Genomic DNA, 16,344 nt, shown 5'->3' on the forward strand with positions numbered 1-16,344 from the left:
CATTTTTACTAGGAGGCTATAGCATGAAGGTAGCAAAGTTTGGCGGCAGCTCTCTTGCAGACGGTGCCCAATTCAAAAAAGTTAAAAGCATAGTGGAGTCTGACAAGAGCATTGGTGTGGTGGTTCCTTCTGCTCCAGGGAAGAGACACGGTAAGGATCATAAGGTAACGGACCTACTGTATATGTGCCATCAGCTTGCATCCCATGGCCTGAATTTTGACGAGGTGTACACCATAATTCAGGATAGATTCACAGGGATCTGCTCTGAGCTTGAAACAGGGATCCCCATAGGGGAGATTTTGTCAGACATAAAGACCATGATAAGGGACGGAGCCTCAAGAGACTATTGCGCCAGCAGGGGTGAATACATAAACGGTCTGATACTTGCAGACTACCTGGGTATTCCATTCATCGATGCTGCTGAGCTTATAAGATTCGATACCATGGGGCAGCTGGATGAGAATAAGACCAGATCGTTGATCGCAGAGAAGCTTGGAGGTATTGAAAAAGTGGTGGTCCCTGGGTTCTATGGGTCTAACGAAGACGGATCCATCAGGACCTTTTCAAGAGGAGGCTCGGACGTCACAGGCGCCATAATAGCTGATGGCGTCGATGCCGAGCTTTATGAAAACTGGACAGATGTATCCGGCTTTCTAATGGCAGATCCAAGGGTCGTAAAAGACCCAAAGCCTATCAAGCTCGTAACCTACAAGGAGCTTAGAGAGCTTTCATATATGGGTGCACCGGTGCTACATGAAGAAGCTATATTCCCCGTAAGAAGGCTTGGGATCCCAATTAATATAAGAAATACAAACAGACCTGAGGACGAAGGGACTCTGATCGTAAACGATCAGTGGGCTGAAAGAAACGAGGGGAGCATAACAGGCATCGCCGGTAAGAAGGATTTCACGGTAATATCTGTTGAAAAGACACTTATGACCGCTGAACAGGGGTTTTTCAGAAAGCTGGTCTCAGTGTTTGAGACAAATGACATAACCATAGAGCATATGCCTTCAAGCATAGACTCAATATCCGTTATAGTCTCGGATATCGGCCTAAACGGCAAGCTGAAGAAGGTAAAGGATGAGATCCAAATATATTGTAACCCTGACAATATAGTTTCATACCCCAGCATGGCTCTCATAGCGGTAGTTGGAAGGGGAATGATCAATACGAAGGGAATATCAGCCAAGGTATTCACCGCACTATCAGACGGCGGAGTGAACATAAGGATGATCTCGCAGGGCTCAAGCGAGCTCAATATAATCATCGGAGTTGAAAACAACGATTTTGAGAAGGCGATAGAGGCCATTTACAAGGCCTTTGAATAAAGAGAAAGGGAGGCAGGAGCTATGAAAAAGTATAACGTTGCAGTGGTAGGAGCTACAGGACTTGTAGGCAGGACAATACTTAAGGTCATGGAGGAGAGGAGGTTTCCTGTCGGGACCCTTGTATGTCTGGCATCCAAGAAATCTGCAGGAGAGGTTTTAAAGTATGAGGACAGAGAGATAGTGGTAAAGGAGCTCGATGAGAACTCCTTCGATGAGGAGATAGATATAGCCTTCTTTTCTGCAGGCGGCTCTATCAGCGAGAAGTATGCACCGATAGCTGCCTCAAAGGGTGTTGTCGTAGTTGATAACAGCAGCGTCTTTCGAATGAATGAGCAGGTCCCCTTGGTGGTGCCTGAGGTAAATGGAGAAGATGCATTTTCGAATAAAGGAGTTATAGCAAACCCTAATTGTTCCACAATACAGTGTATGCTGCCCTTAAAGGCAATAATGGACAACTACGGGATCAAGAGGGTAGTCTATTCGTCCTACCAGTCAGTGTCCGGCTCAGGGACCAAGGGCTTAAGAGACCTTGACGAGGGACTTTCGGAGTTCTACCCATTCCCTATACAGAACAATGTCCTTCCTCACATAGACGTATTTCTTGAGAATGGATACACCAAGGAGGAAATGAAGATGATCGAGGAAACGAGAAAGATCCTTCATGCGCCTGAGCTCAAGGTAACGGCAACAACTGTAAGAGTTCCCGTAAGGTTCGCTCACAGCGTCTCCGTAAATTTGGAGCTTGAGAAAGACTTCCAGGTTGAGGATGTCAAAAGGATTTTAAGTGAGTTCCCAGGGATAATAGTAAAAGACGACCCTGACCACAAGCTCTATCCAATGCCGATCGATGCTGAGGGAAGGGATGAGGTTTTCGTGGGAAGAATTAGAAGGGATTTCAGCCTTGAGCATGGACTAAATATATGGGTAGTTGCTGATAATATAAGAAAAGGAGCAGCTACCAATGCAGTTCAGATAGGTGAGCTCTTAGTGAAAAGGGGGATTTAGGGATGGCAAAGCTTGGAATGCTTGGATTTGGAACAGTGGGTCAGGGAGTTGCAGACATCCTTAACAGAAGGGGCGAAGAGCTTGAGCTTCTTATTGGAGAGCCTTTACAGTTAAAAAAGATCCTGGTCAAAAATCTGGATAAGGAAAGAAAGGTATCCATCCCTGAAGGAGTCCTGACGACGGACCCGTACCAGGTGCTGCTTGATGAGGAGATAGATATAATAATCGAGGTTACAGGAGATCTGGACGACAGTTATATTTTTATTAAGAAGGCCCTCCAGAATGGCAAGCACGTAGTAACTGCCAATAAGGCGGTAGTATCAGCATACTTTGAGGAATTGTCCTACATGGCTGAGGAAAAGGGACTCCATTTCCTGTATGAGGCAAGTGCAGGAGGAGGGATACCCTTCATCAAGCCCTTGAAGGACGCCATAAGGCTAAACAAGGTTGAAAGCATAAGAGGAATATTGAATGGTACATGTAACTTCATACTCTCCAAGATGACCAACGAGGGTCTGGATTATTCGGATGTTTTAAGGGAGGCACAAGCTCTTGGATACGCTGAAGCGGATCCATCGGCTGATGTGGAGGGAACAGACACCATGAGAAAGCTAAGGATCATAGGAACACTTGCGCTCGGCGCATCCATTTCCGAGGATGACATAATCTGCGACGGCATAGACAGGCTCTCGGCATATGACATTGAGAAGCTGAAGGAAAGGGGATATGTTGTAAAGCTTATAGGAGAAGCCAGGGAGGCTGATGGAGGATTTTCAGCAATAGTCCAGCCAACGGCAGTACCTTTGGGAAGCAGCTTTGCAGGAGTTGGCGGAGCGATGAATTCCGTTTGCTTCTCAGGGGATAATGCAGGTGCGCTTACATTTACAGGCGCAGGCGCAGGGATGCTCCCTACAGCCAATGCAGTTCTAAGTGATGTCATTGATTGCATTTTGAATACTCAGAGCAAGTCCTCACCTCTCAGGGCAAGAGCTCTTCAAAACAGGAACGAGTCCCTGAAGGGATCCTATTATGTAAGATTTGAGGGAGGATTCGAGTCGGAAGTTCTTGAGGAATTGCCGTTAAAAGAAGTAATCAGCAAAAACGATCCTGTCGCTGCCATAACAGGCGAAATAAGGCTTGACAGTCTTCTCGAACTTACGGCAGGCCTTAATACAGCTGATTATTCCATAGTAAGAGTTGAGGGGTTGAGCTGATAAATGAGATACTACAGTACAAGAAACAAGGATATATATGTATCGGCCAGTCAGGCGATCCTAAAGGGTATATCTGATGATGGTGGCTTGTTCGTCCCTGAAGCCTTCCCGCAATTGCCACCTCTTGAGGAGCTAATGGGGAAAAACTACAGAGAGCTTGCGTTTGGGATATTAAAGTTGTATCTTGACGACTACTCTGAGGAGGAGATCCTTCAAGCTGTGGAGGGAGCCTACGACCATAAGTTCGAGGATAAAGACATTGTGCCCATTAGAAAAGCAGGTGGAGCTTTTTTTCTCGAGCTGTTCAAGGGGCCGACTCTTGCCTTTAAGGACATGGCTCTTACGGTCCTGCCATATCTTCTGAAGACAGCAGCTATTAAACAAGGCGAGAGCAAGGAAGTAGTAATATTGACGGCTACCTCGGGAGATACCGGAAAGGCTGCTCTTGAGGGGTTCAAAGATGTGCCCGGAACAAGGGTCGTTGTATTCTACCCTGAAAACGGAGTCAGCAAGATCCAAAGGCTTCAGATGGTAACGCAAAGAGGCGCCAACACCTATGTGGCGGCAGTGAAGGGAAACTTTGACGATGCCCAGAATGGAGTAAAGGAAATATTCAATGACAAGGTATTCAACGAGGAGCTGAAGGAAAAGGGATTTGTTCTCTCCTCAGCAAATTCAATAAATATTGGAAGACTCCTTCCGCAGATAGTCTACTATGTGTACGGCTATCTAAGCTTGGCAGAGCAAGGAGAAATAAAGCTTGGAGAGAAGATAAATATTGCGGTTCCTACAGGAAACTTCGGAAATATCCTGGCTGCATACTATGCCATGAGGATGGGACTACCTGTAAACAAGCTTCTTTGTGCATCTAATGACAACCGAGTTCTCACGGATTTTTTTGAAAGCAACATTTATGACAGGAGAAGAAAGCTTATCCTTACATCCTCACCATCCATGGATATCCTTATATCCAGTAACCTTGAGAGGTATCTTTTCCATATGTCCGGGGGAAATGCGGTGGAAATTAAAGATAAAATGAGGCTTCTTCAAGACAGAGGTCACTATCAGTGGACTAAGGATAGCCTTGGACCGGTAGTTCCTGGAATGGCAGGAGAACAGCATATATCCTCTGCTATAGAAAAATTATGGTCAGGTGATGGCTACCTTATGGATCCCCATACTGCCATAGCCTACAGTGTATGGGAAAGGTATCTTAAGGATTCAGGGGATAATGTACCCGCTTTGATAGCCTCGACAGCAAGTCCGTTTAAGTTCTCCGGTAAGGTACTCGCTTCAATTGGTGAGGATGAGTACAAAGATGAGTTCGAAGGGATGAAAAGGCTTGGAGATCTAATGGGAATTCCTGTTCCTGAGAGAATGAGTGAGCTTGAAAAGCTTCCGATCCGCCATAGTAAAGTATGCGAAAAATCCCGTATGAGAGATGCTGTGAAAAGTTTTTTGGAAGGGAGCAAAACCAATGGTTAGGATAAGAGTCCCTGCGACCACTGCAAATATGGGGCCAGGCTTTGACGTACTTGGTCTTGCCCTTAGCTTATACAATATCTATGAATTCAAAGATGATCCCAATAGTGTCCTGGATGACAAGAACATGATCCACAGGGCTTATAAATACACATTCCAGGCAATGGGTAAGGACGTAGTCAATGCAGAAATAACTGTAGAGGCAGAAATTCCCTCATCAAGAGGCTTGGGATCCTCTGCAGCCTGTATAGCTGCCGGTATAATGGGAGCCAATTCTATAATGGGCAACACTCTGGACAAAGAGGATATCCTTAATATTGCGACCCAGCTGGAAGGACATCCTGACAATGTTGCTCCTGCAATATACGGAGGACTTATGATTTCTGTTATGGATGAGGATGGCATAGTGACCAACCGCCTGGAATTGTCTGATGACCTTAGGTTCATAGCGCTTGTTCCTGAGTTCCAGCTTTCAACGGCTGAAGCCAGGGCAGTTCTTCCGAGAGAGATACCCTTAAAGGATGCAGTCTATAATGCAGGGAGGGTCAGTATACTGATATCTGCACTAGCGACCGGAAGGGACGACTTAATATTCCAAGGTTTGAAGGACAGGATCCATCAACCCTACAGAGGTGTATTGATACCTGATTTTGACAGGATAATTGAGATTAGTAGAAAATTCGGAGCGCTGGGTTCATACCTGAGCGGTGCAGGATCAACGATAATGTGCATAGTAAAAGGAGATACTGGAAGATTTCTTTCTGATATGGAGAAATACCTTTCCAGGCTCCCCAACAATTGGAGAGCAATACCACTTCAACCGGATTACGAGGGAGCGGTTGAGCTGTAGATAACCATGTTGACACAAGAAGCCATTGACTGTATAATCAAACAGTATAGGCGATGGGGTTCGCCATTAAATGCGCAAGCTGATGACTCCTGCAAAGGGCTGAGTAGCCCTTTGCAGGATTTTTTTGCACTTAAGGATGATAAAATGGCGACAGGATTGGGAGTAATAACTATTCTGGGGTTAATTGCGAATTACGTTTTCACAAAGCTAAGGCTTCCGGGACTTCTGGGAATGCTTTTATTGGGCATAATTATCGGTCCATATGGCATGGATCTACTGAATCCTGACCTTTTGAGAGTATCCTCAGATTTTAGGGAGATAGCTCTTATTGTGATACTGTTAAGGGCGGGATTGGGGCTGGACTGGGATGAACTGAAGAAGGTAGGAAAGCCCGCACTGAGGCTTAGCTTTATTCCGGGAGTCATAGAAGGCATTGCAATAATGCTCGTTTCCAATAGACTGATGGGATTATCTTTAGTAGAGGGTGGTATTCTTGGATTTATCATAGCGGCGGTTTCCCCAGCAGTCGTTGTTCCTGCAATGCTTCATTTCAAAGAAAATGGTATTGGAACAAGGAAGGGTATACCGACCATGATACTTGCCGGCGCATCTCTGGATGATATAGTTATGATCACTATTTTTACTGGATTTCTTGGCCTTTATGGAGGTCAGGATATTAATGTATTTTCACAGTTTATGAGGATTCCCGTATCGATAATAACAGGAGTTAGCTTGGGCGTTATCGCAGGTTTAATATTTGTTAGAATTTTCGAGAGTTATCATATAAGAGATACCAAAAAAGTGCTGATGGTCACTGGAGCTGCCATTTTGATTATGGCTGCAGAGGATATCCTTGTAAATACCATACCAATAGCAGGTCTTTTAAGCGTAATGACCATAGGCTTTATCATCCTCTTGAAAAGGGGAGTCGTAGCAAAGAGGCTGTCAGTAAAGTTCAATAAAATATGGATCCTTGCAGAGATACTTCTATTCGTATTGGTTGGAGCTCAGGTGAATGTCCATGTGGCTCTCGATGGAGGAGCTGCAGCATTCCTGGTTCTTTTTATAGGGCTGCTGGCGAGGTCAATAGGAGTGTTCATCTCCCTCGTAGGGACAAATTTGGATCTAAAGGAAAGATCTTTCTGTGCAGTTGCCTACACTCCTAAGGCTACAGTGCAGGCGGCTATAGGCGCTGTACCACTTGCTGCAGGTGTTGCTTCGGGGGAACTTATTCTTGCTGTAGCAGTGCTTTCTATCATACTAACTGCACCACTGGGAGCCATGGGGATCAGGCTGCTTTCACCGATGATAAAAGACTGAAAATGAATCTTTTCTGAACTGAAATATGCTATTATCAAGGCATAATCTATCCTTTCCTGCCAGATCAGATTCTCAGACAGTTCAGGTTTGATGGATCAGGTGACTACATGGCGAAGGAGTTTATCTTTGCATTTTGTTTTGCGCCTTATTTGATTTATAACTCAATACGGAGGAAACGACAAAAATAGGTGAGATTGTTTTGAATTTTAGAGCCTGGGGTATAGGGAAATCACCATTATATAGAAGGTGATAAATATGAACAATTACCATTCAGACAGCTTAAGACATCCGATCGCGATTACTCTAAGAGCTCGAAATATTCATTTGATGAAGAAGTTCTATACTGAAGGCATGGGGCTTAAAATTCTTAAGGAAGAACCAGAGAAGATAACTCTTACGGTTGATGGGGATAGGGAAATATTGACCCTCATAACAAATCCCGATATAGTTCCTAAGCCAAGAGGTCGGGCTGGACTGTACCACTTTGCAATTCTTCTTCCATCAAGGGGGGATCTTGGAAGCTTCATTAGACATATACTCGATTATGGGGCAAATCATATTGGAGGATCCAACAACGGAGTCAGTGAAGCATTTTACATGGAGGACCCGGAGGGAAACGGGATCGAGGTTTATTCAGACATTCCAGATACCAAATGGGAATATGAATCAGACAAGCAAGTCATGTATACAAAACCTCTTGATTACAAGGGCATACTAAGAGAGGCTGAGGGATCATTATGGAAGGGTATGCCAGCGACTACGGTACTTGGGCACATCCATCTTCATGTGGGTGATCTTGATTCAGCACTTAGATTTTACGAGGTGCTGGGATTCCAGTTGGTCCATTCCATGGCAGCAAGTGCCTGCTTTGTTTCAACTGGAGGTTATCATCACCACATAGGATTTAACGTTTGGAATGGCAGAGGTGCACAAACAGCTCCGGATAATGCCTCAGGTCTTGACAGCTTTCTTTTGACAGCGGCTGGAGAAGACCTTGGGGAACTTGAAAAAAAGCTGAATGAAGCCGGATACTTTGGAACCATAATAGATGGAGAGCTTTTAACCAAAGACCCTTCCGGAAACAGGATAATCATTAAATGATTAAAGGAGCTTGCCCATTTATGGGAAGCTCCTTTAGATTTCAATTCAATATGCCTCGATTGGACCCTCTATGCTCATGTGTCCCATCAGTGTTTCCGCTTCCTGTCCGTCAACAAGGAACTGAACCCTGTCGACTGAGTCAAGCTGTGTCAAGGATTCTACTACCTGGCCGATAATATAGCTCTCCTGCATTGAACCTCCATGAAGCCCTTCACTGGCAAAGTTCACATAAGCTGTTCCATCCAGTACGTCCACAGAGATCAGCTGAATGGTTTCTGTAAATCCTGTGCTTAGCTTATCAGTATCCATAGGACCAGCCATCAGGGCTCTTACTATGGCCTCCTCAAGGCAGATCTCGCCATAGGTTATCTCCTGAACCTCTGTAAGCATCCACTCGTACTGCTCGTCTCCAGTCATGATGTACTCATTGTTGCCAAAGAAAAGAACAACCTCCTCGGTTTTCTCCTCAACGGCAGGCTCCTCTGCTGGCTCATTTACCGGCTCCTCCACAGGCGGTTGAGGCTCCTCCTTAGGTGCACAAGCGGCAAGACCCAGTACCAAGGCCAGAGCCAACAGCAATATAGTCAATTTTTTCATTTTATTTACCCCCTTAGATCCAACTGGACCAATTCCTTGTCCTTATTCATATAATACCACAATTTTGAAGCGCTACAATTTACAATTCGGTGACAAAACGGCTCAGTTAAGCGAAATGCACCAATAATCGAAATTATGGTATTCAGTATGACATAGGGGGTATAAAGCCATTTGACAAGGAGAGTTGATTTTATGGTGGTCAAAGGGATGTACGGGGAAGCGAAAGTTTTCGCCGATAATGTTGAGGAAGGAGCCCTTCAGCAAATAAAGGAGTTTTTGGATCAGGATTATATAAAGGATAAAAAAGTAAGGATAATGCCAGACGTACACCAGGGAATAGGCTGTGTAATTGGTCTTACAGCTAAGCTGGGGGATGTGGTAGTTCCAAATCTGGTAGGTGTCGATATCGGTTGCGGGATGCTGACGATAAAGCTTGGGGACAATTGCCCTGACCCTGCTGAGCTCGATAGGTTCATTAGAAAAAGGATCCCATCGGGAACCAAAACTCACAGAGACCCTGTAAAAACAATGGCTGAGTTGACTGGTCTAAGGTGCTTCAGGGAGCTTAAAGGCATTGACAGGATCCAGAGAAGCATCGGTACCCTTGGAGGAGGCAATCATTTCATAGAAGTGGGCAGAGACAGCTCTGGAAATCATTATCTGGTGATCCATTCCGGGAGCAGGAGAATGGCCAGAGACGAAGGAGCCATGGAAAGTTTCAGAGAGTCAATGAAGGGGATATATTCAACATCAGTGCATGAGGGAACAATTGACGAGAGTCCATTTTCATACAAGCCTCTCGAGGAGATTTTAGAAAGGATCGGAGATACAGTCCAAGTGACAGACAGGATAGTACCCATATACAATTTTAAGGCATAGGAGGATGCACATGAACTTGATATTTGCAGTCGATGGCAATTGGAAAATAGGCTACAACGGGCAGATGCTTGTTGAGATCGAAGAGGATCTGCACAGATTTAGAAGGATCACAGAGGGTCATATGGTGATCATGGGAAGAAAAACAATGGAAGCCCTGCCAAACCAACAGCCACTGGAAAACAGGATCAACATTATCGTAACAAGGAATAAGGAATTCACTAAGGAAGGCTTTATAATAGTCAACTCTCTAGAGGACCTTTTTCCTCTTCTTAAGGAAATCAATCCTGACAAGGAAATGGAGGTATTTGTGACTGGAGGAGGCACTATTGCAAGACAGCTGCTTCTATTTTGCAATAAGGCTTACATCACAAAGATATTCAGAGATTTCAGAAACACGGACACCTTTATTCCAAATCTTGATTTGGACCCAGATTGGGAGATGGTTGAAGAATCTGAGGTTTTCAGACAAGATGACATCTACTATAGATATATAGATTACAAAAGAGTGAGGTGGTAGCATGGACAGAAAAAAGGAAATCGCCTTTGATGATTTTATGAAGCTGGATATAAGAGTTGGGGAGATTTTGGAAGCAAAGGTATTTGAACGAGCAAAAAAACCATCCTATAAACTCCTTGTTGATTTTGGAGAACCAATTGGCAAAAAGCAGTCCAGCGCCCAGATCACTGAGCACTTTACGCCAGAAGAGCTTATTGGCAAGCAGGTGCTTGCTGTTGTAAATTTTCCACCGAGAAATATTGCAGGATTTCAGTCCGAGGTTCTGGTTCTTGGAACGTACTCCGAAGGAGGAGTCGTGCTCATAACACCAGACAAGAGAGTCAAGCCGGGAGACATACTTGGATAGAATATGGACGCCAAATTGATATGGCGTCTAATATTTTTTGATCGAAATGAACCTTTTGATAGTCTTGAGACTCATATATATGAAAGAGGTGAGAGGGTGGAGCTTAAAGAGCTGACAGAAAAAGCTAAAAAGGGTGACAAGGATGCACTTGTAAGTCTTGTTATGAATGAGAAGGACAGCTACTACAGGCTGGCCCTCACTTATATGAGAAACCAGCAGGATGCTCAGGATATGCTGCAGGACATGATAGTAGCTTTGTATCAAAATATCAGCCGACTTAGGGAATTGGAAAAATTCTACTCTTGGAGCAAGACCATTCTTGTCAATTTGTGCAAGAAAGAGCTGACAAGAAGATCAAGGAGCAGCGGAACAGGCTTTGATGAGCTTGTAGAATCTGTTGACGATACAAAGAAAATCGCGGATAGACTGGATATAGAAGTATTTGTTTCCCAGCTTTCCTTAAAGCACCAGGAAGTGATCAGATTAAGATATTACATGGATATGGAGTATTCGGAGATAGCAGAGCTTTTACAAGTGCCGCTTGGAACAGTTAAATCCAGAATAAATTCTGCTATGACACAACTTAAGGCTTTGATGGAGGGGGTGAGCTTCAATGAGTGATCTTGAAAAAATGCTATTAAATAAGAAGTTTGAGCTTGATGCCATAAAAGCACCAGAAGAACTTGAGAGTAAGCTTAGACAAGCGCTGCAAGGAAAGCACAGGAGAAGGCAGTGGAGCTTGTCCAAAGCTGCAGCCGTTCTACTCGTGATATCTATTCTTGCCTACAACAGCTCTACATTGGCGTTCTACGGTAAGCAGCTGCTTGGATATGAAGGAGTTATGGATGGAACACTTCTTGAACTGGGAAGGCTGGGCAAGGGTCAACAGGTAGATAAAAGCTATATCTTCAGGGACGGTATGAAGGTTCAGCTTGACTGGGTCATGCTTGATGGCAATGGGATGGTGATTTTCTATACTATCGAGGATACGACAAAAACCAGAAATATCGAGGATCAAATAATAGGTGTTACGGTAAAGGCACCATTTTTCAACAGCAGCTCAAGTGGAGCAGGAAAGATCCTCAAGGATGAATACTCACAAAAATGGGTCTTGACTACCCGGGATGTACCTAAATTCTTTGTTCAGACCATTAAGTTGGATTTAAGCAATCAACTTGAGAATGGAATATGGGAGTACGGTGAAATCTCATTCAAGCTCGATCGAAGTGAAGCATTGGGAGAAACCATTAGAAATAGAATAAATAAAAAAATAGATCTTTCCGGCAGGACAATGACTATAGAAAGCATTAACATGTCTCCGATTTCAACTGTAGTGAAGGGTGAAATCCAGGACATAATATCTCTCGGACTGGATAGGATGAAGGGTGAAGCTCTCATGCCTCAGGCCTTGGAGATGAGTCTTTACGCAGATGGAGTGCTTTTGAACAGACTTGGGTCCGGAATGAGTACGAACATCAACGGAAGTAGATTCGAGGTTATCTTTGACAAGCTTCCACCTGGTACTAAATCCGTTGAGTTGGTTCTTGACAAGATAAGCGTCTCAGAGAAGCTGGAGGAGACGTATACGATAAAAGAGGGAGGCTATATCGAGATCATGGGTAACAGGCTCGATATTCTTAAGATCGAAAGAAGCGAGACATCTACTATGATAACCATAAGCACAGATATTGGTACAAGGATACCAGGGACTGTGCTCATCGCCGATGATGAGGAATATAAACTGGTGGAGACCTCCGAAAGCACTTTCGTGGAGTTTCCTGAAAACAAGTTCTCAAATATTAGGACCCTAAGCTTTGAAGGAATAGGCGAAGACCTAAAGCTATCGATCAGAAATATCATTTATACAAAGAATTATGAAATGGTTGTTTACCAGGAAGCCTTAAAGGAATAAAAAAGACCGGCCAGATCAGATTGGCCGGTCAAAACTTTTTGCGAAAGGCTGGACAGAAGCTTTCCCTTATGCAAATGGATCCTCCTCCATATTTTCATTCCACATATATTCCATAAAATGAGCTGCCTCAAGTGCTTTACCCCTACCGTTGATCATTTCGACGAAGCCAAGCGCCATATCTATTCCAGCTGAAACTCCTGAGGATGTCCAGAATTTTTCATCTGCAACCCATCTCGCTCTCTTGATCCACAATACCTCATGGTCAATAGTTTTAACCCAATCAAAGGAAATTTTATTGGAGGTTGCTTTAAGCCCCTTCAATAGTCCTGTTTTCGCAAGGATCGCTGAACCGGTACAAACAGTAAGACAGTACCTGCTCCTTGAAGCGAGATCCCGTACCATATTTATATAATCACCGTCGCTCACCAATACTCTGGTTCCATAGCCTCCAGGAATAAAGAGTATCCCATCTTCAACAAATTCCTGAAGTGGGTCAGTATGAACCAGGAAACCATGTCTGCTTCTAATAAGTCCGCCCTCCAAGGATAAATACCTTAAGGAATAGCTCTTGCCAATATTACCGAATACCTCAACTGGCCCAAATACATCCAATGTTTCATAATCATCAAAAAGTAGAATATTTATATCCATTGCCCAGCCTCCTTTCATCCGTTGATCAGCTTGTCCAATAATCGCTTGAAGGCAATTCTAAAGTTTATATCCTGGTCTCTGGATCTTTTACCCGACTTGGAGGTATAGATCCCCCTCTGCCTTAATTCTCTGTGCACATGTCTCGAATAAAGCATAGCATCTATATTGTCTGAGGTTATTACCACTCCGTTCTGATTGATAACAAGGGATCCCTTTGCCAGACACATTGCTGCCAGGCCATTGTCCTGAGTAATGACAACGTCTCCCTTAGTTGAATGGTTTGCAATATAAAAATCAGCACTATCTCTTGAATTGTCAACTGTGATCACCGTGGCATAATCACTTTCTATAATATGTGAATGGTTTTTCACAATGGTCACAGGAATTCCTTTGCCTCTTGCAATAGATACAGCTGTATCAACCACAGGACAGCCGTCTGCATCTATGTATATCCTCATAGCACTATCTCCTTCTGGACAGAAATTTATGTTGTCAGGTAGCTTCATACCCAAAGATGGCGATATATCTACAATATCCTTAATAAACCATCCTCTTGCATGTATTTCGGGTTTGCCTATTGTTATAGGCTATTTTCCAGTGGCAATCGTTGGAATAGCTGTATCGGGAGTTCTGTCATATTGGAAGGGCAATCTTGTCCTTTCGGTGTTTGCAGGAATTCTGTTATGCCTTCCAGGATTGGGGGCATAATTATTTTTGACATTATCCCTAAATAAGTTTCTTATAGGAAACGTCAGGGTATTGAATTAATTAATACGAGATGTTACAATATATATAATATTGTAATCGTTACAAAAAACATAGGAGGTGTAAACTTGGCAGAAACATTGAAACCAGGCTGCGACAGACCAGCAATCAAGAAGATCAAACAGGAGTCAACATCATCAACTGAGATCCAGCAAGAACTTAAGGAGGTAGAGTCAATGGTAAAAGTAGGCAAACCTGCACCACTATTTGAAGCACCGGCATTTTACAAAGGAGCTTTCACCAATGTAAAGTTAGAGGACTATAAGGGCAAATGGGTACTATTATGTTTCTACCCAGGCGACTTCACCTTTGTCTGAGCGACCGAGGTTTCAGCAGTTGCTGAAAAATACAATGAGCTTCAGTCACTTGGAGTAGAGGTTATTTCAATGAGCGTTGACAGCCACTTCGTCCACAAAATGTGGAATGACCATGAGCTTTCAAAGATGATAGGCAAGGATATCCCATTCCCGATGGCATCCGATCAGGACGGCTACATCGGCAAGATGTATGGTATATATGATGAGGACAGCGGAGTGGAGACAAGAGGCAGATTCATAATCGACCCGGATGGAGTGATCCAGGGATTTGAGGTGCTTACACCTCCAGTTGGAAGAAACGTCTCTGAGAGCATTAGGCAAGTAAAGGCATTCCAGTTGGTTAGGGAATCAAAGGGAACCAAGGCTACTCCATCAGGGTGGAAGCCAGGCAAAAAGGTTCTTGAGCCAAGTCCAGACCTTGTTGGAAAGGTATGGGAGGTATGGAATGTAAGCGAGGCATTTGAAGACTAAGATTGGTCAAAAACATTGACCCTCCCAACTCATTACGGTATAATAAATCAGCATGTAAATAAATTGAGTGGGGTTGTGTGGATGAAAAATTATGACAATGCAATTAAAATGTTAAAGCAAAAAGGGATAAGACCTTCCTTTATCAGAGTCAGGATACTTAGCCTGCTTATGAATGCTCGCATACACCCAACTGTGGATGAGATATATGAGGTTCTGTCAAAGGAAATACTCACTCTCTCAAAGACCACTGTATACAACACCTTGAAGCTATTTACAGAATATGAGCTGGCTCAGGCCTTGAACATTGAGGGCAATGAGCTTAGATATGAGGCGGCGAGAGGATTCCACGGACATTTCAAATGTCAGAGCTGCGACAGTATTTATGATTTGAATGTAGAGAAAATAGAATTTATAGACGACATGGACGGGTTTATAATAGCAGACGAGCAAGTTCTCGTAACAGGAGTATGTCCGAAGTGTCACTAAAATTGACTAATAAAAAACACCCCGCAGGGTGTTTTTTATTGCCAGCTTTGTTCTATTCCTTATTATCTTCCTTTGGTTCTTCCTTTTGAGGCTCATGTGCTTTTGGACTTATATTTTTTTTGCTTTTTCCAAATAGTCTTCTTAAAATTCCCCTAAGGATCAGGAATATAATGAAGAATACTATTAGGAGTACTATAAGCGACGGACCGTTGTAGATCAGAAATATTGCGAAATTTTCAGCTGATCTTACAAACTGGTACAATGAGTTATCAAAGGCATTTCTTACTCTGTCCATAAAAGTCGTTTCAACTGTCTCAGTAGTCGTTACCTTGGCTACCTCTTTAAGGCTTATATTAAATGTCGAATAATCTATCCTGTCATCGAGGTTTATCAATGTTGCCTTTAGATTTTCCTTTTCGTAGATCACCTCGCTCAGTTGATTCTCAAGAGCGATTATGTCCTCTATTTTTTCCGCTTTTTCAAGAAGTGAAAGAAGTCTCTCTTCCTTAATAGTGAGCACATTCAGCCTTGATTCAGTATCCCTGTAATATTGGGTAACGTCCTCTTTAGAAGTGCTTTCGCTTGTAATATTTCCGATCTCTGGAAGCTGGGTCCTGAACTGGTTTACTTTTTCCCTCGGTATTCTGATGGAAAAATCACCGCTTCGATATTGAGTGCCTTCATAGTGGCTTCCATAGTATATGTTGGAGCTTGCGAGATAACCCCCTGCCTGCTGGATCAGAGAATACAGAGATTCAAGAGACTTGTCAAACTCCGTTGTTTCAGCACCAAGATATACGGTAGTTATGATCTTGTCAGGTTCTATGGACCCTCCCATATCAGATCCAAGACCGTAATCGCCACCCTTGGATTCCTCCACTATGGGCTCAGGCATAGGTGCTGGGGGAGCAAGTGCTTCTGCAGGCATCTCCTGAGGATATCCAGGCTCTGACGTTACTCCGTCATTTGGGGACTTTCTTGCGCTGCAGCCTGTAAACACAGCCATTGCAAGTATAAATACAAGCAACAGGGCACCATATTTGATTCTTTTACTCATCATTCTCATCTCCTTTGGCTTAATTATACCCTTTACAGGCTAT

The 16,344-nt window shown here is 43.6% G+C and carries 18 protein-coding genes and 1 riboswitch; of the genes, 14 read left to right on the forward strand and 4 right to left on the reverse strand.

Going from position 1 to position 16,344, the window contains the following annotated elements:
• Positions 1 to 23 precede the first annotated feature (23 nt).
• From EC328_RS01135 to EC328_RS01165, 7 genes are all read left to right on the forward strand, one after another.
• Positions 24 to 1,331 carry an aspartate kinase gene (locus EC328_RS01135; RefSeq protein ID WP_128425095.1) on the forward strand — a complete coding sequence of 436 codons (1,308 nt, stop codon included), beginning with the start codon at positions 24 to 26 and terminating at the stop codon, positions 1,329 to 1,331.
• Positions 1,332 to 1,352: 21 nt separating this feature from the next.
• Positions 1,353 to 2,336, forward strand: coding sequence for an aspartate-semialdehyde dehydrogenase (locus tag EC328_RS01140; protein ID WP_128425096.1), 984 nt, complete (start codon positions 1,353 to 1,355; stop codon positions 2,334 to 2,336).
• Positions 2,337 to 2,338: 2 nt separating this feature from the next.
• Complete coding sequence (locus EC328_RS01145; RefSeq protein WP_128425097.1) at positions 2,339 to 3,550, forward strand: homoserine dehydrogenase; 1,212 nt, start codon at positions 2,339 to 2,341, stop codon at positions 3,548 to 3,550.
• 3 nt (positions 3,551 to 3,553) lie between these two features.
• Positions 3,554 to 5,035, forward strand: a complete 1,482-nt coding sequence (gene thrC, locus EC328_RS01150; RefSeq protein WP_128425098.1) for a threonine synthase — start codon at positions 3,554 to 3,556, stop codon at positions 5,033 to 5,035.
• Positions 5,028 to 5,882: a homoserine kinase gene (gene thrB / locus EC328_RS01155; protein ID WP_128425099.1), complete on the forward strand. Its 855-nt coding sequence runs from the start codon at positions 5,028 to 5,030 to the stop codon at positions 5,880 to 5,882. The genes thrC and thrB overlap by 8 nt, the downstream gene beginning before the upstream one ends.
• Before the next feature lie 40 nt (positions 5,883 to 5,922).
• Positions 5,923 to 5,981: riboswitch (Fluoride riboswitch) on the forward strand.
• A 12-nt stretch (positions 5,982 to 5,993) separates the two neighbouring features.
• Positions 5,994 to 7,202 carry a cation:proton antiporter gene (locus EC328_RS01160; RefSeq protein ID WP_240671500.1) on the forward strand — a complete coding sequence of 403 codons (1,209 nt, stop codon included), beginning with the start codon at positions 5,994 to 5,996 and terminating at the stop codon, positions 7,200 to 7,202.
• Between the two features lie 255 nt (positions 7,203 to 7,457).
• The gene (locus EC328_RS01165; protein WP_128425101.1) at positions 7,458 to 8,303 is read left to right on the forward strand and encodes a VOC family protein; all 846 of its coding nucleotides are present in this window, start codon (positions 7,458 to 7,460) and stop codon (positions 8,301 to 8,303) included.
• 45 nt (positions 8,304 to 8,348) lie between these two features.
• Here the strand turns inward: EC328_RS01165 and EC328_RS01170 are convergent, their stop codons facing one another.
• Positions 8,349 to 8,900 (reverse strand): GerMN domain-containing protein, encoded by a 552-nt coding sequence (locus EC328_RS01170; RefSeq protein ID WP_128425102.1) that lies wholly within the window; start codon positions 8,898 to 8,900, stop codon positions 8,349 to 8,351.
• A 171-nt stretch (positions 8,901 to 9,071) separates the two neighbouring features.
• Here EC328_RS01170 and EC328_RS01175 point away from each other — a divergent pair, with 171 nt between their 5' ends.
• The 5 genes from EC328_RS01175 to EC328_RS01195 all read left to right on the forward strand — a co-directional run bounded on the left by EC328_RS01175 (position 9,072) and on the right by EC328_RS01195 (position 12,554).
• Positions 9,072 to 9,779, forward strand: coding sequence for an RtcB family protein (locus tag EC328_RS01175; protein WP_206363886.1), 708 nt, complete (start codon positions 9,072 to 9,074; stop codon positions 9,777 to 9,779).
• A 10-nt stretch (positions 9,780 to 9,789) separates the two neighbouring features.
• The gene (locus tag EC328_RS01180) at positions 9,790 to 10,296 is read left to right on the forward strand and encodes a dihydrofolate reductase (protein WP_164905986.1); all 507 of its coding nucleotides are present in this window, start codon (positions 9,790 to 9,792) and stop codon (positions 10,294 to 10,296) included.
• Between the two features lies 1 nt (position 10,297).
• A complete protein-coding gene (locus EC328_RS01185) occupies positions 10,298 to 10,642 on the forward strand; it encodes a tRNA-binding protein (RefSeq protein ID WP_128425104.1) in 345 nt (114 codons plus the stop codon).
• 96 nt (positions 10,643 to 10,738) lie between these two features.
• Positions 10,739 to 11,263, forward strand: coding sequence for an RNA polymerase sigma factor (locus tag EC328_RS01190; RefSeq protein WP_206363887.1), 525 nt, complete (start codon positions 10,739 to 10,741; stop codon positions 11,261 to 11,263).
• Positions 11,256 to 12,554 carry a DUF4179 domain-containing protein gene (locus EC328_RS01195; RefSeq protein ID WP_128425106.1) on the forward strand — a complete coding sequence of 433 codons (1,299 nt, stop codon included), beginning with the start codon at positions 11,256 to 11,258 and terminating at the stop codon, positions 12,552 to 12,554. Before EC328_RS01190 ends, EC328_RS01195 begins: the two co-directional genes overlap by 8 nt.
• Before the next feature lie 66 nt (positions 12,555 to 12,620).
• Here the strand turns inward: EC328_RS01195 and EC328_RS01200 are convergent, their stop codons facing one another.
• Entirely contained in the window at positions 12,621 to 13,205 is a 585-nt protein-coding gene (locus EC328_RS01200) for a DJ-1/PfpI family protein (RefSeq protein ID WP_128425107.1), read from the reverse strand.
• A gap of 14 nt (positions 13,206 to 13,219) precedes the next feature.
• The gene (locus EC328_RS01205) at positions 13,220 to 13,663 is read right to left on the reverse strand and encodes a YaiI/YqxD family protein (protein ID WP_128425108.1); all 444 of its coding nucleotides are present in this window, start codon (positions 13,661 to 13,663) and stop codon (positions 13,220 to 13,222) included.
• Between the two features lie 483 nt (positions 13,664 to 14,146).
• Here EC328_RS01205 and prxU point away from each other — a divergent pair, with 483 nt between their 5' ends.
• The gene (gene prxU / locus EC328_RS01215) at positions 14,147 to 14,758 is read left to right on the forward strand and encodes a thioredoxin-dependent peroxiredoxin (protein WP_240671539.1); all 612 of its coding nucleotides are present in this window, start codon (positions 14,147 to 14,149) and stop codon (positions 14,756 to 14,758) included.
• An 81-nt stretch (positions 14,759 to 14,839) separates the two neighbouring features.
• Entirely contained in the window at positions 14,840 to 15,244 is a 405-nt protein-coding gene (locus tag EC328_RS01220; RefSeq protein WP_128425110.1) for a Fur family transcriptional regulator, read from the forward strand.
• A gap of 52 nt (positions 15,245 to 15,296) precedes the next feature.
• Here EC328_RS01220 and EC328_RS01225 read toward each other — a convergent pair whose 3' ends face one another.
• Complete coding sequence (locus EC328_RS01225) at positions 15,297 to 16,301, reverse strand: DUF4349 domain-containing protein (protein ID WP_164905988.1); 1,005 nt, start codon at positions 16,299 to 16,301, stop codon at positions 15,297 to 15,299.
• Positions 16,302 to 16,344: the final 43 nt, after the last annotated feature.

Source organism: Gudongella oleilytica (assembly GCF_004101785.1).
GTDB lineage: Bacteria > Bacillota > Clostridia > Tissierellales > Tissierellaceae > Gudongella > Gudongella oleilytica.

Excerpts from the sequence above, each read along its gene's own strand:
- EC328_RS01185 (WP_128425104.1), top strand. The coding sequence starts at position 10,298 with ATGGACAGAAAAAAGGAAATCGCCTTTGATGATTTTATGAAGCTGGAT.
- EC328_RS01195 (WP_128425106.1), top strand. The coding sequence starts at position 11,256 with ATGAGTGATCTTGAAAAAATGCTATTAAATAAGAAGTTTGAGCTTGAT.
- EC328_RS01205 (WP_128425108.1), bottom strand. The coding sequence starts at position 13,663 with ATGAGGATATACATAGATGCAGACGGCTGTCCTGTGGTTGATACAGCT.
- EC328_RS01180 (WP_164905986.1), top strand. The coding sequence starts at position 9,790 with ATGAACTTGATATTTGCAGTCGATGGCAATTGGAAAATAGGCTACAAC.
- EC328_RS01220 (WP_128425110.1), top strand. The coding sequence starts at position 14,840 with ATGAAAAATTATGACAATGCAATTAAAATGTTAAAGCAAAAAGGGATA.
- EC328_RS01140 (WP_128425096.1), top strand. The coding sequence starts at position 1,353 with ATGAAAAAGTATAACGTTGCAGTGGTAGGAGCTACAGGACTTGTAGGC.
- EC328_RS01165 (WP_128425101.1), top strand. The coding sequence starts at position 7,458 with ATGAACAATTACCATTCAGACAGCTTAAGACATCCGATCGCGATTACT.
- EC328_RS01145 (WP_128425097.1), top strand. The coding sequence starts at position 2,339 with ATGGCAAAGCTTGGAATGCTTGGATTTGGAACAGTGGGTCAGGGAGTT.
- thrC (WP_128425098.1), top strand. The coding sequence starts at position 3,554 with ATGAGATACTACAGTACAAGAAACAAGGATATATATGTATCGGCCAGT.
- EC328_RS01225 (WP_164905988.1), bottom strand. The coding sequence starts at position 16,301 with ATGAGTAAAAGAATCAAATATGGTGCCCTGTTGCTTGTATTTATACTT.
- EC328_RS01200 (WP_128425107.1), bottom strand. The coding sequence starts at position 13,205 with ATGGATATAAATATTCTACTTTTTGATGATTATGAAACATTGGATGTA.
- EC328_RS01170 (WP_128425102.1), bottom strand. The coding sequence starts at position 8,900 with ATGAAAAAATTGACTATATTGCTGTTGGCTCTGGCCTTGGTACTGGGT.
- thrB (WP_128425099.1), top strand. The coding sequence starts at position 5,028 with ATGGTTAGGATAAGAGTCCCTGCGACCACTGCAAATATGGGGCCAGGC.
- EC328_RS01135 (WP_128425095.1), top strand. The coding sequence starts at position 24 with ATGAAGGTAGCAAAGTTTGGCGGCAGCTCTCTTGCAGACGGTGCCCAA.